Raw genomic sequence first — 25,348 nt, forward strand, 5'->3', positions numbered from 1 at the left:
TATCTCCTTAATTGTTCTCATCTATTTGTTGTGAAACTAATAAGCCTAATCCAAGACTTTGTAATCCATTCAGATAATCACTTTTCAAGTTACTTACCGCTAACGCTGGAAGATGCTCCTTCGGAACGTATGTTGCACTCCGTTCATAGATTTGATTAAGCATGGCTGGAGCTAATTCATCCTCACAAAAAATAATATAATGCGGATTCAAAATAGAAGTCATAGTAGCCACTAATCGACTAATGGCATCCACACTATGAATCGATTGCATACTTTGTCCAACAGGATCACCAGTTAATGCCTCTATGAAATTTTTATGATCATACTGTGGCAAAAATTGAACTTCTCCTGAAAAAAACGTCTTTCCTCGCACGATTTCACCATTAACCGCGATCCCAGCCCCCGGACCATTTTTCCCTAAATACAGATACATTAGAGATATATTCTCTTTCAAATTTCGTTGCGTCATATAGCCGATTACAGCGGCATTCATATCATTTTCCACGATTGTCGGAATAGATAGTTGATCTTCTATGTGTCTTTTCAAATCTAAATTCTGATATTTCTCATAACCCGGAATCAGAAAAATCTGCCCATGATTCACCGCACCTGGAACTCCAATAGCCACAGAATGGATTTTAGGATTGGCCTTTTTTTCATCTTCAATAAGCATGACCAGTTTACTAACATCTTCCTCAAGAATACTGGGCAAACTCCCTTCTTTGATTACCTCGCCAATGCAATTATAGATGGTATAATTGGTTTCATTTTTTTCCAAAAAAACAGCCATCCCTAACCGATAATTCGGATTATAGGTGTATCTTATTGCCCTTCTTCCCCCACTTGACTCATCCAGACCGCTGACCGTTATTTCCCCTGCCTCTTCCATCTGCATTAGAAATTTACTTATCGTTGGGAAACTGTATTGCAATTTATGGCTTAACTCTGCCTTCGTTGCTTTTCCTAGTTCTAATAATGCTGTTCGAATACTTCGGATAATTTCAGATTTCATTTGCTGTGAAGGAAGTCGTTTCTCACTCGCCATGGCTCTCCCACCCTCTCACCTATAGTCATACTTACTTATTAAACGCGTTTAATAAGTAAGTATGACTATAGCAGCAATTAAACCTAACGACAAGTTAATTCTTGAATCAAGCTCCTTCAGTAGGTGCAAGAATGAAATAAGGAGGCGTATAGCCCCCCTTATTTCGTAGCATTTATCATCGTCAAAATCAAAGGCTTTGCAGAATTCGCTCCCACCTTCCAGGATGACTATCGTCTAAGTACACCGGCTGAAATCCTAATTTCAAATAAATACGGATGGCGGGCAATCTGAAATCATCGGTTTCTAAAGAGGCTGCCGCTCCACCTGATTCTCTTATTTTGTGCAAAACAGCAAGACTTACAGCATAACCGAGGCCTTTACCAGAATATTCCGGAAGCACTCCAACCATATGCAAGTACCAGCTCTTAGGGTCTCCACTGCCTAATTCCCAGGCCGTAGCTGTCGCTACAGGCTGATCCCCGCGGCAAATGAACAACAAACGATCCGAATACAAGGGTACATGATCACTGATTTTATCTACGAATTTAACTTCCCTTGTAAAAGAATGGCGGATAAGCTCTTCCCAGTTCCGTTCATCATCCGGCTCGAAATGACGAATTAGATACCCGGTAGGACAGAGAAAAGCAGGCAAGTCGGACAGTATATCTTTTTTCATTACAAGTTTGGAAAGGGTCTGATTCACCGTCAAATTTTCACCTTCGATCTAAAATCAGGAAAAGCTATAACTTTCCCACCCATCTCTACAGATTCCATAGATAATGTAAACACAGAACTCCAAGTAACGGCATCATATACGTCCACCGAAGGGGTTCGATCCTCCTGAATGGCAGAAATAAATTCTTCAAGCACCATAAAATCGCCTCCGCCATGTTTCGTCCCAGCGGCATATTCGCCCCATTTCATCCATGTCGGGTGATCATAGAGTGGTTGATAGCTGCTTAAAGGTTCCCACAATTCCTCTCCATCCTCTATATTTTTGGGCGAAAGATTCCTGAACCAGATCAAATCTTCTTCTTGCTGATGGCGGCCCGTAATATACGCCCCTTCAGTTCCTTGCAGTAAATAATGAGTTTTATTATGAGGTCGTACAGAGCTCCAATCTACACGCAGCTCAATCAGTACGCCCTTTTCCGTTTGGATGACCGCAACCGCGCTATCCCCTTGCCGCCAGAATCCCTCCCGTGCTGCTGGGTGATCTTTTCCATAATGCTCTCCAAAATAATATTGTAAGGATCTTGATTTAGAAACAAAAGTCGAGATACTTTTTAATCGATCTCCCTCAGGCTTATTGAGATTAATCCATTGGGCAACTGGACCTATAGAATGCGTCGGATAATTGATCCCGTTATACTGCTGATGTAACTGCCCCCGCCAAGTCAGAGATCCATCCGGATGATGAGTCAAATGACGCAAATCATGAATATATCCCCCTTCCAGATAAGTAATTTCACCGAACATGCCTTGATCCGCCATATGTTTAATCGTCAGATTGGAGCGCGAGAAGCAGTAATTTTCAGACATCATATATTTAAGTCCAGTTTGTTCAACCGTTTCGATAAGCTCCCAAGCTTCCTCTAAAGATTGGATCGAAATCACTTCGCTTAGGACATGCTTACCCGCTTTTAAAGCATCCATAGATTGTCTGGCATGCAAATGCATGGGGCTTAAGATAAACACTGCATCTATCGCCGAATCTTTTAACATTTCATGATAATCCCGATAGGTTCGGATGTCCGGAAATTTCTCTTTCCATTGATTAAGAACCCACTCATTCAAGTCACAAGTGGCGGTCAGATGTATCCGATCCGATAGAGAGTATAGTGCATTCATAAAACTGGCCCCGCGATTCCCGCCTACGATGGCTAATCTTACTGGCTGGCGATTCATTGCTGGTCCACCTGCTTTCTGTCCCTTTGAAGTCGATTGATGATTAGTTCCTGATCTCTCGCCTCCCCTTCAGCCTGCGGATATTTTTCATAATCAAAAATGCTGAGGGTAAATAATGAAGACCATTTACTTAATTGCTCGCTCGCCAGACTCACCATCTCTAACCGAATCTCATCTTCAAGCACAGTGAGAATTCGAGCAGCAGGAATATCCAGAATGGAGGCCGTTTGAATGAAATGCCAGTTTTCTTGTCTAACGATAGAATGCACATGATTATGCCCGTTGAAATAGAAACCCACACCTTGCCATTGCTTCAATATCGGCCAAATATCCAAGCTGGGATCCAGTGACATCATTGGCTCAGTTGATCTAGCCGTCGTATTATACAAGGGATGATGGCCAAAGACGAATAGTGGCTTATCTGTAGTCCGCTTCATTTGTGCTTCGAGCCAGGCTAACTGTTCATCATCAAGCGTTCCGCTCCAATCGTCACGATTTTCCCTTGCGGTATCCAGCAATATAATGATCGCATGGGTCTCTTCAATCACACTGTATCGCTGCTGCCGGGTGACGGAAAGGATTTCTTGCTTAGGATAAGTGTACGTATCATGATTGCCAAGAACATGTAGAAAACGCCTGGAATGCTTGCTGTCCTTAATCTTACCCATGATATAATTAAATTCGCTAAATTCTCCTGCATGCACCATATCTCCCACAGAAATATGATAATCGGCTGGGATGGACAAAAATAGATTCATAAATTGCTCGTAAAAAGCATCTCGTGCCTCTTTAATCAAAACCTTGTTGTTTAACAATTCGTCCGGATAATGTAAGTCTCCGATAATCGCCAGCCTCATAAATGCCTCCTCCTAACCTTTAATGCCAGAGCTCATAAAACTACCTATCACTTGCCGTTGGAACAATAAAAATCCAATCATTAAGGGTGCCGAGACAATCAGCGTAGCCGCGCAGACATCAGACCACTGTGCGCCTGATTCCGTGGCTTTTGCGAACATCGCCAATCCTACAGTTAACAAGCGATTTTCCTCTGAATTGGTTACAATTAACGGCCACAAGAAATCATTCCAATGAAAGCTGACCGACACGATGGCAAAGGACACATAAATCGGGCGTGACAGTGGAACATAGATTCTGGAAAGAATACGCAGCCGTGAGGCGCCTTCCACCCGGGCAGCTTCATCGAGCTCATAGGGTAATTGCTTAAAGGATTGTCTTAAGAGAAACACTCCAAAGGAGGAGGCAAAGTAAGGCAGCATAATCCCCAGCTTGGTATCCAGCAGACCCATTTCGTTCAACACCTGATAGTTGGAAAAGATAAGAACATCCGGCGGCACCATAATTTGCACCAAAAATAACAGGAACAGCAGCTCTTTTCCAAAGAAACGTACTCGTGCGAACGCATAAGCAGCCATTGTCATCGTAACGAGTTGCACAGCTAGCACAACACCGCACACCAGCAATGTATTCATTAAAAATCGTCCAAAAGGCGCTCCATTCCAGACATGAATCAAATTCTCGAACGTAAAGCCCCAAGACCAGCCCGAATCGATAGCGACGTCTTTAGGTAAAAAAGCCGTTCTGACCACCCATAGGAAGGGAATGATCCAGACCGCGGCAAAAGTAAATCCAACCACATGCCACAGTATCTGCTGGATTCGGCGCTTCGTTTTTTCTAAGTTCAACATGCGCTCCTCTTCTAAAGCTTTACGTGTATTCTGCCTTAATACTAAGTGCAGCTTTAATGGATTATCCTCCACGGATTCCACCTCCTATTCATAATGAATTTTCCGATCCCAGCCAAAAAACTGCAAAGAGGAAATCAGGAGCAGCAACACGATCATGACCACCGTCATCGATGCGGCCATTCCTTGATCGTAGAAATTAAAAGTGGACTCGTAGATATAATAAAGCAGCAGGTTGCTTGCATTGTTCGGGCCGCCTTTTGTCATAATCCAGAGATGGTCAACCAGCTTAAAGGAATTCGTTATCGCCACAACAGCCACGAACAATGTTGTTGGCATCGTGAGTGGAATTGTGATTCTACGAATGGAAGTGAACGTACTGACTCCGCTTACTGCAGCCGCTTCATATAAATCCTTAGGAATCTGCTGCATTCCTGCTAAATAAAAAATCATAAAATATCCGGCTTCTTTCCAAATCATCATGATGACTAATGCGCCCATCACCGTATCAGGTGTTCCCAGCAAATTCACAGGCTGATCTGCGATCCAAGAAGCCAGTCTGGCTAAAAGCCCAAAATGAGGGGTATACAGAAACAACCAAATGTTCGCCACCGCGATCATTGGGATCATATTCGGATAGAAAAAGGAAAGACGTGCCAGTCCCCGCCCTTTTATCGCTTTGTCGGCAAACAGTGCCATCAAGAAAGCCAAAACTATTGAGGTTGGTACTGTGCCAAGAGCGAACCATATATTGTTACTGAACACCTTCAAAAAAACATGGTCATGCAATAGATTAGCGTAATTCTCAAATCCTACGAACAAAGGCTCAGGAGTTGCTAAGTTTTTCTCATAAAAGCTGAGCCAAAGCGATTTAAACATAGGGTAATAAGTAAACAAGCAAAGAAAGAGCAGCGAAGGCAACACAAGTCCCCAGCCGAATCCGTTTCGTCTAAGCCTCTCACTCCATCCGGCATTCATACCATTCAATCCTTCCCTGTTAAAGGTTTCTAAGATTATTGAATAATGGAATGACGCCAGAACATGCTACCAAGGCTGTCCTGGCGTACCCCATACCTTAATAATTACTTATTGAAGGGAGCTAGTGCCTGATCTGCTTCTGCTTGCGCTTTTTTGAGCGCACCTGCGGCATCAATCTCTCCTGCCAATGCCGCTTGAATCTGATTCGTTATTGCCGTCGATACTTTACCATGATTATGAGTGGATAATTCCCGGAACGCATATTCCAGCTGGTTTCTTGCAACCAATGCTTGCGGGAAATCCGCCGTATATTTCTTCATTGCATCTGTATCATATGCGGATTTTCTTACGCCAACATAACCGGATGAGCTGCTGAAGAGGGCCGCCTGTTCCGAAGCCGTCATGTATTTGGCGAATTCCCAAGCTGCAGCTTGTTTTTCAGGAGAGCTGTCCTTGAAAATATACAGATTGCCGCCACCAGTGGGTGATCCAAATTGTTTTTGTGCAGGTGGGAACGCTACACCGAATTCGAATTTCGCATTATTTTTTACATTGGTTAAATTGCCACTTGTGTGCATCATCATGGCTGCTTTACCTTGAATGAAATCCGTTGGAACCGTAGCCCAATCAATAACACCTTCCGGCATCGCCTTATATTTATGGGACAAATCCAACCAGAATTGCAATGCCTCCACATTCTCCGGTGTATCAAACATCGCTTTTTTGCCATCGGAAGACATTATGTTTTGCTTCGGATCGGAAGTATTTTGCCGAGCAAGCATTTGAAACATCCAATATGAATCATCATTGCCCGGAATTTCCAGCCCAACGTGACCGTCTTTGTTCAGCTTCTCAGCATAAGTTACAAGCTCATCCCATGTAGTGGGTGGCTTCTCTGGATCAAGTCCTGCGGCTTTGAACATTTCTTTGTTGTAATACATAACAATCGTGCTTCGCTGAAAGGGCAGGCTGTACGTTTTACCTTCAGATTGAGTATCTTCCACAAAGGCGGGATAAAAGTCTTCCATTTGAATGTCCTTGTCCTTCGCAATATAATCATCCAGCGGAACAATCGCATTCATATCGAGCATACTGTACAGCTCTGTTGACATCATGACCGCTACATCCGGTGGCTGTTTGGCTTGTACACCCGCTTGGATTTTTACGGTATTATCTCCGTAATTGCCTGTGTACACGGGATTAACCTTAATTTCCGGGTGCTGTTCCATGAATGTATTAGCCATCCCATCGATTACTTTAGTAAGAGGACCCCCCACATTAACCGGATAATAAAAGGTAATCTCCACCGGCTTAGTAGCTGGAGTCTCTGTGGATTCAGGAGTTGCTGCGATTGCTGTAGGCTGAGCGTTATTAGCTTTCGCTTTGGCCTCAACTGTACTGTTATTGGCTTGACCGCAGCCCGCTACTGCCAACATCGAAATGGATAATAACGTTAGAATGGTTTTGGATTGCTTTAGCATTTCTGTTAGCCCCTTTTTTCGCTTGGATTTGAATTAGAATGCATAATGGCGAAAGTTCACACTAATACGATTTGAGCCTACATCAAGAATATGAAGCTGGGCACCATCAGCGGTGGGCAATACAGCAATTCCCTGAGCTTCAGTACCACTAGGCAGATTGCGATCAAAGGCCACAGATACGTTTCCAGTCTCCGGATCAATCTGGTAAACCGTTTGGGTTGCGTTATCCGTAGAGGCATATAGAACACCGTTGTACACTTCGGCACCTTGAATTCGATCAATGCTTTGGGAAAGTGGAACGGTTGTGATTACATGCATATCGTCGAGGCTAAGTACATTCAAGACGCTTGCATTACTCCACTGAGCTGTATAAACCTGACCGCGAGCGGCATCCACCGCTACCCATGGTACACCGCCAATATGCAAATTCAGCGGCAAAGCATACGATGTGCCTGTATATTTCAAAGTGTTCACATCATAAAGGGCGATGTAAGGATGCTGATAGTTTTTGCCGTCTTCAATAGGAGCGTATATTTTACCGTTATAGTAGGAAATATCACCAATATGGTCTCCACCTTGGGAGGCAATCTCCAGTGGAATAGCCAATTCATTCCGTGCTTTTACGGATTTTCCATCAAGTCCAGTCCGTAAGAGCCCATACGAGGAATTAAAGATCCATGAATTCCCGTCTGTAGCCACCCCTTGTCCTCTTTCAAGAGCATCTAGTACCCAAAAGGTTTGCTTGGATACTTCATGCCATCCAGCAGTGATCATTGAAGCTGAAGTTGACTCTGCGCTGGACTCTACCTCGGTGTTTACTAGGTTATCCGGTCCGACAGGTGTGGCAGATGCTACTAAAGATAAAGAACTGGTCGTAAGTACCCCCGCGCAAATCAGACTGAATAATCTTTTTAATCTCATGTTTTCTCTCCTCCTAATAAGGTTGTAGTTCGGCATTTGTACGCCTTACTTCAACCTTATTATAGGAGCTGGCTGCAGCTCTCTAATTGAACAAAACACTTCATTTCTTGAATAAAACTCTCATTTACAAGAATAAAATTAATAAACCATATGATTAGGCTTGGAGGCGCTTTGATTCGCATACAGCTTTGGGGTTAGGCCGGTTTCTCGTTTGAACAATCTAGTAAAATGTCCTTGATCAGCGAAACCCACCTGAGACGCAATTTCCTTCAACCCAATTTTCCCGGAACGAATAAGAAATTTAGAACGTTCGATTCGCAGCCGGATTAAATAGTTATGGGGGGTATACCCTGTCTGTTGTTTAAAAATCCGAATAAAATGTGATTGGCTCATATTAGCCATGGTTGCGAGATCAGTCAGTTGAATCTCATCTTCCAGCCGCTCACGCATAAATTGAATGACCTGAAATATCTCTTGGTTGGCGGGCGTTTTACTGTTTGAGTGCTGGGGGATCACAGAAGAATAGTGTTGTAACAAATGAATAATTAACATATTTGATAAAGAGTCGCTGTATATTTTCCCTTTGGCACCGCCATTCTGCAATTCCTCCAGCATCCAAAGCCCTAATTGCAGCAGCTTGGAATCCTTGACATGAAATTTGCGGTCCAATTGGATATGTCCTTCCTTCAGATAACCTGATTCACGAGCAATCTCTTCGATGACCGCTGGTGTAATTTCAATTTTCAAAAAATAGAGCGAGGTTCTGCCCCAAGGACAAAGAAGGCTCTCATTACAAGGGGTAATATGAATGGTGTAATAGTTTTCGTAGTAGGCTGTGCAGTGAATCCCAATTAAATATTTTGACTCCGAGGATGGGGTGAAAGCTTGCTGCGGGCTATACCATTGTGAAACCTGAAGCTTATCCCAACCATAAGTATCGCTTGCAAGAACAGGCTGGGTAGTGGTAAAGGACGATTCTTCCATTTCTCTCATATTTCATCCCCCTTTTCCCCTCAATATAACAAGCCTATATACGCTCCGCGTCAATGAGCTGTAAAAGCTATATTAATTTCCACTCAGCTTCGAAAGGTGTATACTTCGAAACAGCTAAAAAGAGGGGTAGCCCCCTCTTAGTATTTTTGCATATTCCGTTTCTACTTATTGAAACTATCTACTCTTATTTCTCATCCAACCACAAAATCGCTGTAACGCCACGCGGATAATATTTACTGCCCGTGATCTCACCGGAAATAATCTGATCGCTCCAGCTCCAGATGGAAAGCTCCGGATGGGTGAGCCAAGCTACGTGAGCACGATCCGCTGCCGCTCCCCGTTCCTCCCATTCCAGTCCCAGAATGCTGCGGGCGATGAATTGGGAGAGATAGATTTTACTGAGCCAGCTATTATTGCTGGTTGAAGAGATTTTCCAGCCTCCGTCTTCGAATAAGCATACTCCCGGCTGTAACACCGCATGCAGATGCTTGTCGAGTGCGCCAATATAGGCGGCGAACCGTCCATTACGATCAAGAGCTTCTTTGCAGCCTGTAAAGTAAGGGAAGACAAGGCCTTCGATAGCCGGAATGATCTTGGAGTCATTGCCTTCTCCAATGACAGCCGGAATATACCCGTCTGCTGTAACACTTGCCACCATTGTTGCGGCGCATTTTTCAGCCTGATCCCCTGCTGTTTTGGACTGTTCCGCACGCCCATGCTCTGCAAATATTTTCTCCATAGCCAAGTAAGCAGCCCAGCATTTTCCTGCCAGATAAATATTGTTACGAGCCTGACCTAAAGACACATCCAGACTGTCATACGTAGTAATTTCGGCTCCGCCCATCGTACGTGAGCTATCAAGCCCCATGACACCATTTCTTTGTTCAGGATCTGGATGATCGCGATTTACCATGCTATCCAGGCATTTCTCCATAATACTCAGATTACGTTCCATCCAGCCCCGGTCGCCTGTATGCTCTACATAAGTTGCTGCACTCAGCACCCAGTTAACCAATTGTTCATGTGTCATATGTGAGAAACAACCATCAATGCCATAGACCTCATAAGCAGAATATCCCGGACGTGAAACTACGTTGGCTACACCCATATCATGTGTGAAGCTAATTCCACCTGGATACTCTGTATCCTCACCCGGGAAACGCACCGTATCTTCGTAGCTGAATCTTTCCACGAACATATCTAGTTCATTACGTACAGTCCAAGGATTCAAACGCAGTTCATAAAATAACTGATCGACGGTAAGATCAAAGGTATTCATCATCCGGTATTCGCCTTCGTTGACGATCCAAAATGGCTTATTCTTGTAGTCCAGCAATTGCGTGGAGCCATAATAACTACGAATCGCATGCGCTAACATAAAGGTTTGATCTGCGGATAGGTCATCATGAGTAAATCTATCGTTAGCTTGCTCCGCTTCTTGCTTAAGGATATCAAATCTAGCTAATGCATATTCAGCCACTGCCTCTATATTGTTGAAATAATGATTGTAGTAATAAGAAGCATCAATTCCTGAGGTGACATAACCTGAACGGTGAAAACAAATAGCAAAGCGGTAAGTTTCTTTTACTCCGGCTGGAACATCCATGATCAAAGCGCCGACTCGTCCCAGTCCAAAGGTCCAATTCTCCTGCAGCTCCTCCGTTAGAATATCCTCCATCGTGAAATGCAGTGCGGACTTTGCAGTTCCTTTTTCCGCAGCAATCGCAATAAATCTTCCTTGGCCAACGCCTGTAATCTCCGATGATACATCATCCAGTCTTCTCATTCCGCTATACACATCTGTTCCCTGAAAACCAAAGAATGCACGGCGCGAGGTGGCGGATGAGGAGTTGTCCACTTCGAGTTCAACCAGCACTGCAGGCAGCAGCACATCCTTCATTTCTTCTATAGAGGCAGTTTCTGGATCCGGTACAGAACGAACGGGGGACAGAATCCGGAAGGTCAAATCACCCGCACTCCAGCTGTCTGTGGCTACATGAAAATCTCTGGAAATCTCATTCTCTTGAAAAGGGAACAGAATATTCTCCTTATCAGGATTAGGATCCGGATTCTCAATATCATAACGTTTGCTTTCGTCCTCACCCCCGATTTCATGAAATGGCAGTGTATCATATCCCTTCCCGTCAGCACGTTCTAATCCTATGAATATATTTTGTCTAGGTGGTTTTCCAATCTCCAGATCGAAACCTCCACTAGCTCCTTTGAATCCTAAAGTGAAACTCGCAAATGCACCAATCGGTGAATGATGGGCATTAAAAAATTGATTATGCGCCATAAATAATAACACTCCTTCCAGCATGGTCCCGGATACCTCCGGGCTATATCTCCATGTTATCGATCTTTCCGGAAGTACAACAGGGTTAAAGCCTTCTTTTATTTGGGCAAATCAAACATCGATAAAAACCTATGTTATAATGAAGCCAAACTTTACAGTAAAAGAGGATTGAAATGATCTCGAATGATCCCGCTTTTCATAATTCTATTGATGGCCAGATGTCTCCAGACATCCAAGCGGCTTTCCATATCTTCGCCGCGCATTGGAGAAAAGTAAATCCGGATTGGCAATATCCCTTACACACTCATCCTATGTTTGAGATTAACGTTGTACTGCAGGGTGAGCAACATATGACGGTCGGCAATAAATCTTTTATCCAGCAAAGCGGTGATATTTTGTTCATTCGTCCCGGTGTAGAACATAGCAGCCTCGGTTCGAATGCTAGTCGTGACATGACTTATTACTGCCTACATTTTGATATTGATGATCTGATTTTACGGCGAGCTTTGCTAACAGCAGACGCTGTTAGTCTAAGTGGGAATACCCCGGAGCTGCGAGCCATTCGTTCCGCTCTAGATGTCATCATAAATTCTTCCATCCTGTCAGAGTCAAAGGACACACACAGAAATCGCCTGATTACATTGCATGCTTCGCTGCAACTTCTAACCGCGCTCAGCGGCTGGGTACTTTCGGAGATGCCCCTCCTGGCAGATACAGAAGCTACGGAAAATACCGTCGCCTTAGCTAACGCCATCGAAGGATTGCTGCAAGGATCTGTCTCCTCCGCTGCAAGCACAGGCGAAAGAGGCGGCGGTATTGAGCACATTGCGGCAAAACTCGGATACAGTACAACTCACTGCAATCGTGTTTTCCACCAAATTTATGGCATGTCGCCAAGACAATATTTATCCCGCTTGATCATTCGTCACGCCAAACTGCTGCTAATGGATAATAGTCTATCTGTCGAATCGGTTGCCCACCGGCTAGGATACCGGGATGTGTCCCATTTCAGCAAGCAATTCAAACGCTGGACAGGTCTCCCGCCAATGGGCTACCGCCGTTTAACCGCGAATCCAAATACGCTTTAGTGATTGTTTCCCATACAAAAAAAAGGGATGTACCCCGCAGCCCACTAAGTGGTCACAGGATATATCCCTTTTTATGAATTAACCCTTCGTTGCACCAGACGCAATCCCCTTAACAAAATACTTCTGCAAGGCGATAAACACAATCAGCACAGGCACAACCGACATTGCTGTTCCTGCAAAAATCATATCCCAACGTGAGGAGAATTCTCCGATATAACGGTAAATTTCCACGACCATAGTTTTAGCCTGTCCTGAAGGCAATACCAGCATCGGCATCAGGAAATCATTCCAGATTCCAAGTCCGTTTAAGACCACCATACTGGCTGTGACGGGTCCTAGCAGCGGGAAAACAATTTTCCAAAATATCGCATAACGAGAACATCCGTCGATCTCTGCCGCTTCTTCAATCTCTCTAGGAATGCCTTTGACAAAGCTTGTATACAGCAGACATCCAAAGCCCACCGCACCGGCTACATAAATTAGAATTGGACCGGCAAGGCTGCCGTATAACCCCAGCATTCTAAGCTCTTTAAACAGAGGAATCATATACGCCTGAAAAGGGATCATCATTCCTGCTAAAAAGTAAACGAACATGAACCGGGTCCATCTGGCATTTCTGCGTTCAATTGCGTAGCCCGCCATCGGAATAATCAAGACCTGTGCCGCAATAGAAAATGCTGTCAAAATCAGACTATTCAGAATAGCCCTTGGAAACTCTGTTTCAGTTAACAGATATTTAAAGCTGTCCAGATAAAGGGTTTTCGGAAAAGCAATGGCATCCTTCATAATCTCTGCATTACTCTTGAAGGCTGACATCAAATTAAAGAAAATAGGAAAGAAAAAGATAATAGCCACTAATAATGTAACAATGAAAAGTGCGATTTGCCCAACTCTTTTGCGTGTTTGCATCGTCATCTTAGAGCTGCACCTCCCGCTTCTGGAGAACCTTCACTTGGAAGACTGTAATGATAAGTATGATTAAGAACAAGACCATCGCCAGCGCAGTACCAAAACCTTGTCTTAATTCACCAAACCCAACCTTATAAATAATATAAGTTAATGTCTCCGTCTCAAAGCCCGGACCACCATCAGTCATGACGGCAATCTGATCAAAAATCTTCAAGGCGCTGATCATCGATAATACCATACATACAGTCATTGACCCCGCAAGCAGCGGAAAGGTAATATGCCGGAACTGTTGCCAGCCCCCTGCTCCATCAATACTGGCCGCCTCATTCAATTCCTGCGGAATACCTTGCAATCCAGCGAGATAAATGATCATATAATACCCCGCGCCTTTCCAAACGGTAGACAAAATAATCGACAGCATCGCATATTTAGGATTGCCCAACCAATCCACAATCCAGGTTCCAAGCCCAACAGACTCCAGAATCTGATTAAATACACCAAAGTTGTAATTCAGGATCATCGCCCAGACGAAACCCATTACGATCCCACTAAGCAACGTAGGGAAATAAAATACACTTCTGAATAAATTCCGGAACCAGCGTACCTTATCGACCATCATAGCCATTGCAATTGCTGCAATATTCTCTAGAACAACAAGTGAAATAGTCATGATCATCGTATTTTTCAGTGCGTTATGCACCCTTGGACTATTCCAAATTTCCACAAAGTTAGCGAAGCCGATATACCTTACGTTGTCGCTAATGCCATCCCATGAGGTGAAGCTTAAATAGACACTGCCTACCGTAGGGACGATAACGAACAAGGTGTACAAAATAAATGATGGTAATATGAACAGCAGAGCGTAGGACTGCCATTTTTTCTTTTTCTTTTTGTGCTGCACAGTGCCTATCAATGACTTGTCAGCATTTACTGCGGATGTAGCCATGGCTACTCTCCCTCCCTTAAAGACCGCGCTTGTTAAAAAGAGAACCTCTGCAGCAGCAGAGGTTGCTCGATCAGGCGCTGCTCTTACATCTGATTAGCTTTCACTTGGTTGTCATACTCTGTATCCGCATCTTTCATGTACTTCGCTACATCTCCATCTTTTACCACGAGATCCTGCAACAGCTTGTAGTACCAGTTACGGAATTGTGGAGGGATTAGATTGTCTCCCCACCAGTTATTGATCGCCAACGATTTCACTACATTCGGGTCAGCAATAAGATCCAAAGCCACCTGCATTTGTTCACTTGTGTCATAGGTTACTTTCTCTTTTGTTGAAGGAATCGCATTTATCGTTGCTAAATAGTTCGAATACTGTTCTGGGGCGAAGAAGAAACGGATAAAGTCTTTGATGGCTTCTGTTTTGTCTGCATCCTTAGCGGCTTCAGCCGATAAAGACCAGCCTGCAGGTGACGGAAGACCTATGACATTGATTTTCCCTTCACGGTCAGGAAGAGCATAGAAGCCAAATTCAAAGTTCGGGTCTGCTTCAGCGATTTGTGTAAACATCCACGTACCGGAGTACAATTGTGCTGCTTTGCCAGAAACAAGAATCGAAGCGGTCTGATTGTCGCCCGTGCTGAGCCAACCTTTATCGACATAATTCTTGAACAATTCTTTGAAGTCCGTTATGCCTTGAACTACATTAGCATCAGTGAAGCTGACCGTTTTAGCGGTACGTTTGGAGTTCCAATCTGCATCTTTCGAGTAGACCTCATCAATCAGGAATTTGTTAACCCAGAAACCCATATGGAAAATATCTTTTCCGCCTACTACAATCGGAGTAATGCCCGATGTTTTCAATTTTTCTTGGATGGCGATGAATTCGTCATAGGTTTTTGGAAGCTCGGTGATCCCTGCATCCGCATAGGCTTTTTTGCTGTAGATAATCCCTTGGGGAGCGTTCACTTGCAGCGGTGCGTTCCACACCTTACCATCCACTTGTGGAGGGGCTTCGAATAAATCTAGCAGATCGGAAGGCAGCTCTACAATCTTACCCGCATCGGCAAAAACTTCTGTATCCCGCATTTCCACCAGGTCCGGGAATTCACCCACAGCATCCTTGGTTTTCAGCCAGTCAAGATAGGCAGCGGATGAAGTTTCGCTCAAATCTTTAATAGTGACATTTGGATTAGCTGCAGTAAACTTTTTGACCGTATCTGAGATAGCTTTTTTGGTGGCCGGATCTCCGGAGGCGTAACCTATCGTAAAGCTAACCTCTTTTTTGTTCTCTTGCGGTGTATTTGAAGGCGTCTCGGATGCTGGCGTATTAGTTGCCTTACTTCCTGCATTATTATTATTTCCACCGCAAGCAGTCAAAACTGTTGTTGTGGCAAGTAACAATACGGATAGTTTCATCATTGTTTTTTTGTACATATCATAATAGCCTCCCCTTTTAGTGAACCGTGGAAACTGAAGCAAGATGTGCGCATCATCTCTCGAAAGCGTTTCCGTTGCTAATAGAATAGCATTCCTTATAAATAGTTAGAATGAACTTTTTTAAGCGGGATATGCGGTGAATTTAAGAATAAGTAAAAAAAGAACGAAAGACCGCAGTCTTCCGTTCATCGTCTATCCTTTACGCATTCTCCGAATCCGAGATTTTATACGGATCCTCTACAATCGGAAGCAACAATAGAATTGATGTCCCAATATGCTCCCGGCTGCTGATAGATACCCCGTATTCTGCTCCGTACACTGTACGAATTCGTTCATGTACATTTTTAAGTCCAACATTTTTGCTAGGCGAACTAGGCTCTTCCAAGGTTTCAGCCAACTGCTGTACCTTTTCCTTGCTCATACCGATTCCATCATCATAGATCGTAACCAACAGCATTTCATCTTTCTTTTCGATCGTCAATCCAACTGTCCCTCTGCCTTGACTGCGTAAGCCATGCTGGATAGCATTTTCAACTATCGGCTGAAGTGACAATTTCAGAATGTACCAGTTCAGATCCACTTCGGGTGAGAGATCGACTACAAGCTCAAATTTATTCTCATACCGCACAGAGATAATATAGAAATAATCCCGTAGATGCTCCAGCTCCTGTCGTATGCTTACCCTGTCCTCTCCATAGTCGATTACATATTTCAACTGGTTAGAGAGCGATAAAATCATATCTGCGACCTCATCATTATCTTTATCCACCGCATTCATTCGAATGACTTCCAGGGTGTTGTATAAATAATGCGGACGAATCTGACTCTTCAGAGCATTTAACTCCGTCTGCTTCTGCTTGATCTGGGCAACGTAAGCTTCATCGATATAGGCTTGTAAACGCTCGACCATTCGGTTAAAACCATGGCTAAGTCTACCCATTTCATCATTGCTGTTCACGACCATCTGGGTATCCAAATTACCGGATTCTACGATAGCCATTTGCTTAATTAAGTTCCGAATCGGAGCAGCCAGCCGCCTAGAGAACCAGACGCCCATGATGATCATTGCAATCGCACAAATAAACATCGCTATAAACACCGTCGTACGGGCTGAAAAAAGCTGATCGAATAAATTTGCTCGATGAATTCTGGCAGTCACCGTGCCTTTAAGAAAAGGAATCTCTTCACTGAGAACGATCATCTCCTCGTCCTTTTTAGCCCGAAAAGCCTCTCCATTCGCTGACCTTGTCTCATTCGTGAAATATACATTTCCGTCGCCATCCAGCAGGAATAATTCATCCTGTCCCCCCAGATTTAATTCTCTGAAGAACTGATTAAATAACGAAACATCCACATCCATAAACAAGGTCCCTACTATCTTGGGATCTTTGGTGACACGCCCGGAAATATCAATTAAAGTACGGCCGATGGTGAACACACTGCGCTTTGAACCTGTATAATATTCTTCGGAATGGGTAGGGAAAATAGCCACTTGTGAAGGATTTGGAGCCATTTTAGTTAACCACTCTTGATAAGGCAGCAAATCAAAATTGACCCCTCTGTTTTCTTTTTCCTGATAGTAGAGCTTATCGTCTGACTCCCTATGAAAATAAACACTGGTGATGTAGGAATCACTGTAGAGAACTGTTTTTAGAAAGGTTTCAATAGGAATCGTATTGATCTGCTCCAGCTCATTTACATTATAGGTTTGATTCTGCGAATAACTCTCGATAAAACCTTCATATCGTCCCGTATACATCAGCTTAGAGACCTCATTGTACTGATTAAAGGCTGAATTCAGGTTATAGCTCATATATAGCACCATTTGCTGCAAATTGCTTGTTGTGTAACGCTCGACATATCCGGAAAACGTCTGCACAGAAATGTAGCTAAGTGCAAAAAGCGGAATTAGGCCGACTAATAAAAAGGAAGCGGAGAATTTAACAAATATACTTTTGGATCTTCGGCCCCAGATAAACATGAATGAAGGCATCCCCTTTGCTATCCATCTGACTATTGGCTTTTGAAGGATTGCTTATATTCTTGTGGCAGCTTGCCATATTTCTTCTTAAACATATCGCTAAAATGCCGGGCATTGTTGTAGCCTACACTATCAGCAATCTCATAAACCATCATATCGCTTTGCAGCAATAAACGAAGGGCATGATTCATCCTCACCTCAGTGACATAATTCTTAAAGTTCTGTCCGGTATGTTTTTTGAAAAAGCTGCTGAAATAATAGGAATTCATAAACATCATCCCTGCCATAGATTCCAGTGTAATATTTTCTGGATAATGCTCCTCAATATAAGCCTTCACCTGGGATAGCTGTTTCAGTTCCTTACTGCCCATGCGACTGCCAATTTGCCCGGACATTTTGCTCAAAAGCACACGGAAATCTTCCTCCACCTCTTGGAAGGTAGAATAATTAGCCAATCGTTCAAGAATCGGATTTGTGTCCTGAAGTGATGGACCTGCCTCCACACCGAATTGAATAAGCTCCTGTTCAAGCTGCAAGAATGTATTGTATACGGTAGAAACGGCTTGGTTTCTATTCCCGCCTGCCGTCTGCCGGATCGTCTGAAATAATCGCAGGCACTCTTGCTCAATTTGTTCTTTGTGTTGTAATTTCATGGCAATCCCAAGGGCGGACTGGATTTCATGCAGCGGAGCTTGAATCAATGTTTCACTCTCATACCTGCTCTCTTTAACAGGAATCACACGATTAGGCCCTGTAAAATATTTATAATTTAGCGCTTTCAAAGCTTGGCGATAAGATTCATCAGCATCATCCATACCGTCAACAGGATTGCCTACCCCAAGAGTCACCTTTAATTTCAGAAAACTTGTAATTTTGTCATGGAGGTCTAAGGCAATTCTCGCTGGTTCCTCAGCATATTCATGCTGGAGCAGGATACAAAAACGTTCCCCTTTACGGAACATATAGCTATTATCGCTTTGCTCCACGGTTTCTTTAATAATGTTAGACAGTGCAAAATCAATTAGCTTACGTTCGCGTTCTTCCCATCTGGAAGGCTGCCCCGACGACTCGTCCGTCTCTACCAAACAAATACTGACGTAGCGACTTAGCGCAATAATCCCCATATCAAGCAAGGTGTCTGCTGTTCCCTTATTGCCGTCCGTCAGCTTGTCGAGCAATTCTTCGATCGTTAATCTGCGGTTTCTCTGTTCATAATGGTTCAGCTTCTCTTTGTTGCGCTCACCTTCTGTTTCTTGACGAATAAGGGAAACGGCTTTGCTCACAACCTGTTCCAGCTGATTTTTGTTCACGGGCTTCACCAAATAATCCAGCGCACCATATTGCAGTGCTTGACGGGCATACGTAAACTCCTGATAAGCGCTTATAAAAATAACCTTCACCGCTCTGCCAGCTTCATGAATTTCGCGGATGATATCAATCCCTGTATATCCTGGCATGCTTATATCACTAATAATCAGATCAGGATCACAATCCTCGATCTGTTGTTTCAGCTCAATTCCATCACTGGCCTCTCCAACAATGGTGAGTCCAAGCTTCTCCCATGAAATCAGTTTTTTTAGGCCTCGCAAAATCACCGGTTCATCATCTGCGAGCAGTACCCGAATACTCTTCATTATGCAGTCCTCCTACCTTAGAGAAATCATCCCACAGCTGTCCAATCATCTTAATCTTATGATAACAGACAAACAATCTTTGGTGCAGCTTCAAGCGGATGAACTTTCTTAAGAAGAAACCGCAGTTTCTTAAGAATATTATATCTACGCTTGTTACTACTCACCTGTTATTTTTATCTAAAGTTCAATGAAACAAACTATCCTCAACTTTAATATTGTTGAAATAGAAACAAAAAATCAATATAATTTGTTAATGTAAGAGCGCTGGGAGGACAGGCCATGAACAAAGAAGATCAGGTCATGATGGGTTTCAGGGACGTATATAACAAGATGGTTTGGCTTAATAAGGATAAGATGGAAGACAGTCTTAAGGGTTATAAACCTTCTGAAGTACATTGCATCGAATACATTGAAAAAAATGCAGATTCCAACGTCACAAAACTTGCAGAGTCCTTTTATATGACTCGCGGTGCCATAAGTAAATTAACTAAGAAGCTCATCCAAAAGGGCCTCATCGAAAGCTACCAAAAATCGGATAACAAAAAAGAAATCTATTTTAAGCTTACTGAGCAAGGGAAAGTAATTTATAAAATCCATGAGGACCTGCACAAAGAGTTCCAAGAGCGGGATAAAGCCGTATTTGAGCAGGTAACTGAGGAGCAATTTGACAGTATGCTTAGCTTCGTAGAAAAGTATAGTAGGCATTTGGATGCAGAAATAAAGAAACAGGGTATAGATTTTAATCCGAATAAATTCGAATAATGAAAATGAAACTCCATGCAGCCGGGCTCTTATGAGAAAGGCTGCATTTTTATGGTCATTATTTTGTTGACACGGAAACAAAACCGTGATAAAAATGGTGATGTACCAGATTTGTTTCCAAGGAATCAAAAAATCAATTTTTGAGGAGAGAATTTAATGTTCAAATTCAGATCACATAATGAACAGAACACAGAGCAAACCGTAGATAAACACGCTCTAATCTTCGGTTTGATCTCTGTGTTTCTGTGCGGAATAGGCTTCAGTATCATCATGCCCGTTGTCCCATTTTTAGTGCAGCCTTATATAAGCAATCCGGGAGAACAGGCTATAGTTGTCACGCTGCTGACGTCTGTTTATGCAGTCTGCGTATTTTTTGCAGCCCCTGCACTTGGAGCTTTGAGTGACAAATACGGGCGTCGTCCATTACTTTTGGTATGCCTTTTGGGTTCCGCGATTGGATACTTAGTTTTTGGGATAGGAGGAGCGTTATGGGTACTTTTTGTTGGACGTATAATAGAAGGTATAACCGGCGGAAGCATAGGTACTATCTTCGCCTATTTTGCTGACATCATTCCTCCAGAACAGAGAACCAAATACTTTGGCTGGGTGAGTGCGGTTGTAGGAGTAGGCACCGTCATTGGTCCAACGCTAGGCGGTTTACTTGCCAAGTTTGGTTATTCTGTACCTATGTATTTCGGAGTAATAATAACCTTATTAAATGTTGTTTACGGATTCTTTTTTATGCCTGAGAGCCTTGACAAGAACAATAGACTAAAAGAAATTACCTCGGTAAGACTGAATCCATTTACACAGCTTGCAAGCATATTGTCCATAAAAAACTTAAAAAGGCTACTGGTCTCAGCATTCTTACTCTGGATACCCAACGGATCTTTACAGGCTGTTTTTTCACAATTCACAATGGATACTTTCAGCTGGAAGCCTGCACTAATCGGACTGATGTTTTCAATTATGGGCTTCCAAGACATCATTTCACAGGGTTTCATCATGCCTAAGCTTTTGCTGAAATTTAAGGATAAACAGATCGCAATTCTTGGAATGGTTTCGGAGATTATAGGCTACAGTCTTATTGCACTATCTGCTTTGTTCTCATACTATCCGCTTTTTATCGCTGGAATGTTTATATTTGGTTTTGGGGATTCGATCTTTGGGCCTTCATTCAATGGGATGCTTTCCAAGTCTGTCGATTCTAGTGAACAAGGGAGGATTCAAGGCGGTAGCCAATCTATTCAGGCTTTAGCAAGAATGATTGGGCCTGTCATTGGAGGTCAAATATATGTATCACTTGGCCATGCTGCACCCGCTTTTATGGGGATGATCCTGATAGCTGCGGCAATATCCGTTTTGTATAAGGAACGCATGTAAATATGTAATCTTGCAATCTCATGTTACAATACAACCTGAACTTATATTTTTAGAAGGCGGTTGATACTGTTGATTTACATCATCAAATTTGTATACAGCTTTGTGCTTCCTCCCGGCCTGTTTATCGTGCTTCTGCTAGGTTTAGTCATTTGGTTATGGAAAAAAAACCGCCGGCCAGCACTAGTTCTACTCGGGGTTACACTATTAATGTATTTCTCCATGACACCCTTAGTCAGCGATGCGCTGATCGGCAGTCTAGAACGGAAATATCCGCAGCCGGAAACTTTGCAAGGAGATGTCATCGTCGTACTCGGCGGGGGCGCCAGCTCTGGCACACCGGATATAGACGGCGAGGGCAATTTATACGGATCAGCGGCAAATCGCCTGCTTACTGCTGTTCGCCTCCATCGGCAGACAGGTCTGCCAATCTTATTTTCTGGCGGACAAGTATTCTCCGACAGTGGTAATGAAGCGGATATCGCGCAAAGACAACTACTGGGTCTGGGCATACCCGAAGAGGACATCCTGATCGAAAATCAATCCCTCAACACGGAGCAAAACGCTGTAAATACCGCAGCCATCCTGCAACAAACCGGACTTATAAAACCTATACTAGTTACTTCAGGTTTTCATATGTCCCGAGCGATGTTGCACTTTAAGAATGCAGGGCTAACAGCGCAAGCCTATCCTACGGATTATATCGCCAGCGCTGATATTGCACTGCAGCCCGCCAAGTTCAGTCCCTCCCCAGGAGCGATCTCCACAACAGGGTTAGCATTGAAAGAATATTTAGGCCAGCTTGCTGCTCGGCTATTTGATTAGTTCTGTAAATTTCGCATGTACAACCTCAGCGAGTAACTGTGGGGCTACATCCATTTGCTGGCCAATCTTCCCAGCGCTGACAGCCATTGTTTCCAGCCCTTCTGCGCTGCTCTCAATGAACGTGGGGTACAGCTTTTTCATTCCAACAGGTGAACAACCACCGCGGATATAACCTGTCCATTTCTGCAGATCCTTCACTGGCAGCATCTCAATTTTTTTCTCTCCGGCGGCTTTGGCCGCCTTTTTGAGATCCAGCTCTTCGGCAACAGGGATAACAAATACATAAAGATTTGCACCGCTATGAGCGACCAACGTTTTAAAAACCGTCTCTGCCGCCTTTCCAATCTTCTCAGCCACAGCCGTGCCATGGATTAGTCCATCTTCATTGTCATAGGCGAACACTTCATAGCCGATTTTTTTGGCATCCAGCATTCGCATCGCGTTGGTTTTGGTTACTTGCATTGTTGACCTCCCTTTCTATATCCTCTATTCCTTACCTTTATGATCAAAGAGGCCCCAAAGCTATGATAGCTTTCAGGACCTCCTGTTGCTGCCGTGCCCATTAATCTCTGGGATAATTAACCTGCATGATATCCATAAAAGGAACTTTTATGATTTCTTCATGGTTACTGAGGTGTACTTTCCCGGTTCGCGAATCCATTTCCACGATCATGCCGCGTACCTCTTCTTCTTTTCCCCATACGGTCAATAAAATCTCAGAACCTTCTTGCTTAGCTTCAACTAACTGATTACCTAACTCCTCAAGCACAAATTCATCTCTTGTGGGCCGCTTGGCCACCTTTGCTTTTGCCACACTAATCCTCCAATAAGCTATTACGGATATTAAGTATATTAAATACTAAGTATGAATGCTCTCATTTATTATACCATGTTTCAGATTAAGGCTCGAACCCCTTCTGGCTCAAGAATAGCTCCTCTTCGGAAAAAACTTGCTGAAGTCCTTCATACACTCTGCGATATGCTGCAGGATCATACCAATCTTCCAGTTGCAGCTCTTCATATAGGGAATAAATCCCTAATCTCCGTGTGCGTTTGCCGCCGCTGCCGTCGCCCATAAAATAGTCATCCACACAGACTCTATCCACCAAAGCCCTTAAGGTTGCTGGAAAAGTTGGACTGCTTGGCAGTACTGGCGCTATAGTAGCTTGAATGGGGATGCCAGCTTCACGTAAAAGCTGTAACGTCTTCAGTCTTGCAGCAATGGGAGGAGCGCTTGGTGTGAATTTTTGGCGAATATCTTCACGGTCTGTTTCTACAGTTATACTTACACGAACCTTATCCTCTAAACGTAATAATAAATCTATATCTCTGCGAACCAGCGGACTACGCGTCTGCACGAATAGGAAATCGGGCGGATCTTGAACCATAACCTCCAATAAAGATCTCGTCACCTCTTCCTTGTGCTCTACCGGTTGATAGGGATCTGTGCTTGACGACATAAAAATAGAGACGGGACCTTTGGCCTTCGCTTTGTGCAGTTCTTTTTGTAATATTGCAGCCGCTTCTTGTTTAACATCTACCCACGTCCCCCACTCCTCTTTGCGGAACAGCGAGACAGGCATCTGACGTACATAACAATAGGAACAGCCATAAGTGCAGCCCGTATATGGATTTAAGGAATGACTGTAGCCTGACAGATAACCTGTTCCTTTATTCAGCAAGGTTTTTGGGGAGGTGTAATTGGACTCTATTTTCATATATCTGCTGTATACTCTCCTCTCTCCAACTGAAGTAGCTTGGTCTTCATATCCAAACCACCCCGGTATCCTGTTAATGTCCCATTCTTACCAATAACCCGGTGGCAGGGCACCGTAATCAGAATCGGATTCGCGCCAATGGCAGTCCCTACCGCGCGCACCGCAGCTGGTCTTTGAATATGTGTGGCAATATCCGAATAGGACCAGGTTTGTCCATATGGAATTTCACATAACGCCTTCCACACCGCAAGCTGAAATGGAGTTCCCTGATAATCAAAAGGAATGCCGAAGCTCTGCCGGTTCCCTTGCAAATATTCACTAAGCTCCCTCACATAAGGCGCCATCTTCTCATCGTTCTGCACCAGTTCACTCCCCGGAAAACGACGTCTAACCCATTCGCTTAATTCCTCAAAGGGGTGCTGCTGCGAACCCACATAACTTAACCCCTTCTCAGTGGCTGCAATATAAAAACTCCAATCCTTATCGGTTAATAATGTCCAGTATAGAATAGCATTTTTTTTATTCTCCATGATTCGGTCCCTCCAAAATAAAATCAGAAGCCAACGTTACTTTCTGTTTGTTAAGCTGACGAAACTGTGTGGGTGTATACCCCGTTTTTTTCTTATATAAAGTAATAAAATATGATGTATTGGGCAGACCCACACGCAATGCAATCTCAGCAACTGCCTGCTCTGTAGTAAGCAAATACTCAGATGCCTTAGCGATTCTCTTTTGCTGTATATAATCCACGGGAGTGATTCCTGTTACTTTCTTAAAGGTTCGATGTAAATGATAAGGACTGCCATGACATACCTCAGCTAACGTTTCAAGGGTGAGGGGGGCCATATAATTATGATCAATGTACTCCGTCATCACAGCTACCCATTCCTTATCAGGAAGACGCTCACCTGTCGGTTTACATCTTTTGCAAGGACGAAATCCGGCTGCCAGCGCTTGTTCAGCATTCTGAAAAACACACGCATTCTCCCGATTGGGTGCTTTGGATTTGCAGGAGGGTCGACAAAAAATTCCTGTAGTCTTCACCGCATAAAAAAATATGTCGTTATAAGCAACATCGTTTTGCAAAATAGCCTGCCATTGCTCCTCAGTCATTTGTTCCTCATCTTCAATCCTGTTCATCGCCTTCACCTCTAATGCAATTATACCCCTGAGCAGGCTCATCTGTACTCAATTTGGAATGGAAAAGCAAGATAGTGAAATCCAAAAGGGTGAGATTGCTCGTAATTACACTTTGTTTAGCGAATACGCACTACCTTTGTCAACCGTGCAGGGAGCCGCTGCTGGACAACGAATAGTACTCATAACATGACTACGTGAACTGGA

25 protein-coding genes are annotated in these 25,348 nt (G+C 43.6%); 5 read left to right on the forward strand and 20 right to left on the reverse strand.

The features are described 5' to 3' along the window. Positions 1 to 7 precede the first annotated feature (7 nt). The 10 genes from MHH50_RS18055 to MHH50_RS18100 form a co-directional block, all read right to left on the reverse strand. Positions 8 to 1,045, reverse strand: a complete 1,038-nt coding sequence (locus tag MHH50_RS18055) for an ROK family protein (RefSeq protein WP_076309735.1) — start codon at positions 1,043 to 1,045, stop codon at positions 8 to 10. A 187-nt stretch (positions 1,046 to 1,232) separates the two neighbouring features. Then, positions 1,233 to 1,721: a GNAT family N-acetyltransferase gene (locus tag MHH50_RS18060; RefSeq protein WP_340033237.1), complete on the reverse strand. Its 489-nt coding sequence runs from the start codon at positions 1,719 to 1,721 to the stop codon at positions 1,233 to 1,235. Positions 1,722 to 1,750: 29 nt separating this feature from the next. After that, the gene (locus tag MHH50_RS18065) at positions 1,751 to 2,953 is read right to left on the reverse strand and encodes a Gfo/Idh/MocA family oxidoreductase (protein WP_340033238.1); all 1,203 of its coding nucleotides are present in this window, start codon (positions 2,951 to 2,953) and stop codon (positions 1,751 to 1,753) included. After that, positions 2,950 to 3,810 carry a metallophosphoesterase gene (locus MHH50_RS18070; RefSeq protein WP_339187493.1) on the reverse strand — a complete coding sequence of 287 codons (861 nt, stop codon included), beginning with the start codon at positions 3,808 to 3,810 and terminating at the stop codon, positions 2,950 to 2,952. The genes MHH50_RS18065 and MHH50_RS18070 overlap by 4 nt, the downstream gene beginning before the upstream one ends. A gap of 12 nt (positions 3,811 to 3,822) precedes the next feature. Further along, entirely contained in the window at positions 3,823 to 4,731 is a 909-nt protein-coding gene (locus MHH50_RS18075; RefSeq protein ID WP_254847678.1) for a carbohydrate ABC transporter permease, read from the reverse strand. A gap of 12 nt (positions 4,732 to 4,743) precedes the next feature. Next, positions 4,744 to 5,634 (reverse strand): sugar ABC transporter permease, encoded by an 891-nt coding sequence (locus MHH50_RS18080; protein ID WP_340033239.1) that lies wholly within the window; start codon positions 5,632 to 5,634, stop codon positions 4,744 to 4,746. Positions 5,635 to 5,738: 104 nt separating this feature from the next. Further along, positions 5,739 to 7,115 carry an ABC transporter substrate-binding protein gene (locus MHH50_RS18085; protein ID WP_340033240.1) on the reverse strand — a complete coding sequence of 459 codons (1,377 nt, stop codon included), beginning with the start codon at positions 7,113 to 7,115 and terminating at the stop codon, positions 5,739 to 5,741. A gap of 33 nt (positions 7,116 to 7,148) precedes the next feature. Further along, positions 7,149 to 8,036: a hypothetical protein gene (locus tag MHH50_RS18090; protein WP_340033241.1), complete on the reverse strand. Its 888-nt coding sequence runs from the start codon at positions 8,034 to 8,036 to the stop codon at positions 7,149 to 7,151. Positions 8,037 to 8,174: 138 nt separating this feature from the next. After that, the gene (locus MHH50_RS18095) at positions 8,175 to 9,029 is read right to left on the reverse strand and encodes an AraC family transcriptional regulator (RefSeq protein ID WP_076190973.1); all 855 of its coding nucleotides are present in this window, start codon (positions 9,027 to 9,029) and stop codon (positions 8,175 to 8,177) included. Between the two features lie 184 nt (positions 9,030 to 9,213). Next, positions 9,214 to 11,325: a glycoside hydrolase family 52 protein gene (locus MHH50_RS18100; RefSeq protein WP_340033242.1), complete on the reverse strand. Its 2,112-nt coding sequence runs from the start codon at positions 11,323 to 11,325 to the stop codon at positions 9,214 to 9,216. Between the two features lie 173 nt (positions 11,326 to 11,498). Between MHH50_RS18100 and MHH50_RS18105 the strand changes: the two genes are divergently transcribed. After that, positions 11,499 to 12,413 carry a helix-turn-helix transcriptional regulator gene (locus tag MHH50_RS18105; RefSeq protein ID WP_340033243.1) on the forward strand — a complete coding sequence of 305 codons (915 nt, stop codon included), beginning with the start codon at positions 11,499 to 11,501 and terminating at the stop codon, positions 12,411 to 12,413. 78 nt (positions 12,414 to 12,491) lie between these two features. On the opposite strand, the gene MHH50_RS18110 is transcribed toward MHH50_RS18105, so the two are convergent. The 5 genes from MHH50_RS18110 to MHH50_RS18130 all read right to left on the reverse strand — a co-directional run bounded on the left by MHH50_RS18110 (position 12,492) and on the right by MHH50_RS18130 (position 19,319). After that, positions 12,492 to 13,328: a carbohydrate ABC transporter permease gene (locus MHH50_RS18110; RefSeq protein WP_175619013.1), complete on the reverse strand. Its 837-nt coding sequence runs from the start codon at positions 13,326 to 13,328 to the stop codon at positions 12,492 to 12,494. A 1-nt stretch (position 13,329) separates the two neighbouring features. Next, positions 13,330 to 14,268, reverse strand: coding sequence for a sugar ABC transporter permease (locus MHH50_RS18115; protein ID WP_076129834.1), 939 nt, complete (start codon positions 14,266 to 14,268; stop codon positions 13,330 to 13,332). A gap of 83 nt (positions 14,269 to 14,351) precedes the next feature. Next, a complete protein-coding gene (locus tag MHH50_RS18120; RefSeq protein ID WP_076129833.1) occupies positions 14,352 to 15,701 on the reverse strand; it encodes an extracellular solute-binding protein in 1,350 nt (449 codons plus the stop codon). 202 nt (positions 15,702 to 15,903) lie between these two features. Beyond that, entirely contained in the window at positions 15,904 to 17,685 is a 1,782-nt protein-coding gene (locus MHH50_RS18125; RefSeq protein WP_076182507.1) for a sensor histidine kinase, read from the reverse strand. Positions 17,686 to 17,717: 32 nt separating this feature from the next. Further along, positions 17,718 to 19,319 carry a response regulator gene (locus MHH50_RS18130; protein WP_340033244.1) on the reverse strand — a complete coding sequence of 534 codons (1,602 nt, stop codon included), beginning with the start codon at positions 19,317 to 19,319 and terminating at the stop codon, positions 17,718 to 17,720. Between the two features lie 279 nt (positions 19,320 to 19,598). Here MHH50_RS18130 and MHH50_RS18135 point away from each other — a divergent pair, with 279 nt between their 5' ends. The 3 genes from MHH50_RS18135 to MHH50_RS18145 all read left to right on the forward strand — a co-directional run bounded on the left by MHH50_RS18135 (position 19,599) and on the right by MHH50_RS18145 (position 22,286). Next, positions 19,599 to 20,081 (forward strand): MarR family transcriptional regulator, encoded by a 483-nt coding sequence (locus MHH50_RS18135; RefSeq protein ID WP_076304451.1) that lies wholly within the window; start codon positions 19,599 to 19,601, stop codon positions 20,079 to 20,081. Positions 20,082 to 20,237: 156 nt separating this feature from the next. Then, the gene (locus MHH50_RS18140) at positions 20,238 to 21,464 is read left to right on the forward strand and encodes an MFS transporter (RefSeq protein WP_340033245.1); all 1,227 of its coding nucleotides are present in this window, start codon (positions 20,238 to 20,240) and stop codon (positions 21,462 to 21,464) included. 69 nt (positions 21,465 to 21,533) lie between these two features. Continuing rightward, entirely contained in the window at positions 21,534 to 22,286 is a 753-nt protein-coding gene (locus MHH50_RS18145; RefSeq protein WP_076129828.1) for a YdcF family protein, read from the forward strand. Here the strand turns inward: MHH50_RS18145 and ybaK are convergent. From ybaK to MHH50_RS18170, 5 genes are all read right to left on the reverse strand, one after another. Further along, entirely contained in the window at positions 22,275 to 22,748 is a 474-nt protein-coding gene (gene ybaK, locus MHH50_RS18150) for a Cys-tRNA(Pro) deacylase (protein ID WP_076129827.1), read from the reverse strand. The two genes, MHH50_RS18145 and ybaK, sit on opposite strands and share 12 nt — an antisense overlap. Positions 22,749 to 22,848: 100 nt before the next feature. Further along, positions 22,849 to 23,100: a YolD-like family protein gene (locus MHH50_RS18155; RefSeq protein WP_036688306.1), complete on the reverse strand. Its 252-nt coding sequence runs from the start codon at positions 23,098 to 23,100 to the stop codon at positions 22,849 to 22,851. An 85-nt stretch (positions 23,101 to 23,185) separates the two neighbouring features. Further along, a complete protein-coding gene (locus tag MHH50_RS18160) occupies positions 23,186 to 24,004 on the reverse strand; it encodes a radical SAM protein (RefSeq protein ID WP_076301595.1) in 819 nt (272 codons plus the stop codon). Next, the gene (locus MHH50_RS18165; RefSeq protein WP_340033246.1) at positions 24,001 to 24,534 is read right to left on the reverse strand and encodes a methylated-DNA--[protein]-cysteine S-methyltransferase; all 534 of its coding nucleotides are present in this window, start codon (positions 24,532 to 24,534) and stop codon (positions 24,001 to 24,003) included. Before MHH50_RS18165 ends, MHH50_RS18160 begins: the two co-directional genes overlap by 4 nt. After that, positions 24,524 to 25,144 carry a bifunctional transcriptional activator/DNA repair enzyme AdaA gene (locus MHH50_RS18170; RefSeq protein ID WP_076129824.1) on the reverse strand — a complete coding sequence of 207 codons (621 nt, stop codon included), beginning with the start codon at positions 25,142 to 25,144 and terminating at the stop codon, positions 24,524 to 24,526. The genes MHH50_RS18165 and MHH50_RS18170 overlap by 11 nt, the downstream gene beginning before the upstream one ends. 58 nt (positions 25,145 to 25,202) lie before the next feature. Here MHH50_RS18170 and MHH50_RS18175 point away from each other — a divergent pair, with 58 nt between their 5' ends. Next, complete coding sequence (locus MHH50_RS18175) at positions 25,203 to 25,334, forward strand: hypothetical protein (protein ID WP_340033247.1); 132 nt, start codon at positions 25,203 to 25,205, stop codon at positions 25,332 to 25,334. The last annotated feature ends 14 nt before the right edge of the window (positions 25,335 to 25,348 follow it).

Source organism: Paenibacillus sp. FSL H3-0302 (assembly GCF_037982245.1).
Classification (GTDB): domain Bacteria; phylum Bacillota; class Bacilli; order Paenibacillales; family Paenibacillaceae; genus Paenibacillus_AQ; species Paenibacillus_AQ odorifer.

What these genes read in the sequence shown, in the direction of transcription:
- MHH50_RS18055 (WP_076309735.1), bottom strand. Translation starts at nt 1,045, where the DNA reads ATGGCGAGTGAGAAACGACTTCCTTCACAGCAAATGAAATCTGAAATT.
- MHH50_RS18060 (WP_340033237.1), bottom strand. Translation starts at nt 1,721, where the DNA reads ATGAAAAAAGATATACTGTCCGACTTGCCTGCTTTTCTCTGTCCTACC.
- MHH50_RS18065 (WP_340033238.1), bottom strand. Translation starts at nt 2,953, where the DNA reads ATGAATCGCCAGCCAGTAAGATTAGCCATCGTAGGCGGGAATCGCGGG.
- MHH50_RS18070 (WP_339187493.1), bottom strand. Translation starts at nt 3,810, where the DNA reads ATGAGGCTGGCGATTATCGGAGACTTACATTATCCGGACGAATTGTTA.
- MHH50_RS18080 (WP_340033239.1), bottom strand. Translation starts at nt 5,634, where the DNA reads ATGAATGCCGGATGGAGTGAGAGGCTTAGACGAAACGGATTCGGCTGG.
- MHH50_RS18085 (WP_340033240.1), bottom strand. Translation starts at nt 7,115, where the DNA reads ATGCTAAAGCAATCCAAAACCATTCTAACGTTATTATCCATTTCGATG.
- MHH50_RS18090 (WP_340033241.1), bottom strand. Translation starts at nt 8,036, where the DNA reads ATGAGATTAAAAAGATTATTCAGTCTGATTTGCGCGGGGGTACTTACG.
- MHH50_RS18095 (WP_076190973.1), bottom strand. Translation starts at nt 9,029, where the DNA reads ATGAGAGAAATGGAAGAATCGTCCTTTACCACTACCCAGCCTGTTCTT.
- MHH50_RS18100 (WP_340033242.1), bottom strand. Translation starts at nt 11,325, where the DNA reads ATGGCGCATAATCAATTTTTTAATGCCCATCATTCACCGATTGGTGCA.
- MHH50_RS18105 (WP_340033243.1), top strand. Translation starts at nt 11,499, where the DNA reads ATGATCTCGAATGATCCCGCTTTTCATAATTCTATTGATGGCCAGATG.
- MHH50_RS18110 (WP_175619013.1), bottom strand. Translation starts at nt 13,328, where the DNA reads ATGACGATGCAAACACGCAAAAGAGTTGGGCAAATCGCACTTTTCATT.
- MHH50_RS18115 (WP_076129834.1), bottom strand. Translation starts at nt 14,268, where the DNA reads ATGGCTACATCCGCAGTAAATGCTGACAAGTCATTGATAGGCACTGTG.
- MHH50_RS18120 (WP_076129833.1), bottom strand. Translation starts at nt 15,701, where the DNA reads ATGTACAAAAAAACAATGATGAAACTATCCGTATTGTTACTTGCCACA.
- MHH50_RS18125 (WP_076182507.1), bottom strand. Translation starts at nt 17,685, where the DNA reads ATGTTTATCTGGGGCCGAAGATCCAAAAGTATATTTGTTAAATTCTCC.
- MHH50_RS18130 (WP_340033244.1), bottom strand. Translation starts at nt 19,319, where the DNA reads ATGAAGAGTATTCGGGTACTGCTCGCAGATGATGAACCGGTGATTTTG.
- MHH50_RS18135 (WP_076304451.1), top strand. Translation starts at nt 19,599, where the DNA reads ATGAACAAAGAAGATCAGGTCATGATGGGTTTCAGGGACGTATATAAC.
- MHH50_RS18140 (WP_340033245.1), top strand. Translation starts at nt 20,238, where the DNA reads ATGTTCAAATTCAGATCACATAATGAACAGAACACAGAGCAAACCGTA.
- ybaK (WP_076129827.1), bottom strand. Translation starts at nt 22,748, where the DNA reads ATGCAAGTAACCAAAACCAACGCGATGCGAATGCTGGATGCCAAAAAA.
- MHH50_RS18160 (WP_076301595.1), bottom strand. Translation starts at nt 24,004, where the DNA reads ATGAAAATAGAGTCCAATTACACCTCCCCAAAAACCTTGCTGAATAAA.
- MHH50_RS18165 (WP_340033246.1), bottom strand. Translation starts at nt 24,534, where the DNA reads ATGGAGAATAAAAAAAATGCTATTCTATACTGGACATTATTAACCGAT.
- MHH50_RS18170 (WP_076129824.1), bottom strand. Translation starts at nt 25,144, where the DNA reads ATGAACAGGATTGAAGATGAGGAACAAATGACTGAGGAGCAATGGCAG.
- MHH50_RS18175 (WP_340033247.1), top strand. Translation starts at nt 25,203, where the DNA reads ATGGAAAAGCAAGATAGTGAAATCCAAAAGGGTGAGATTGCTCGTAAT.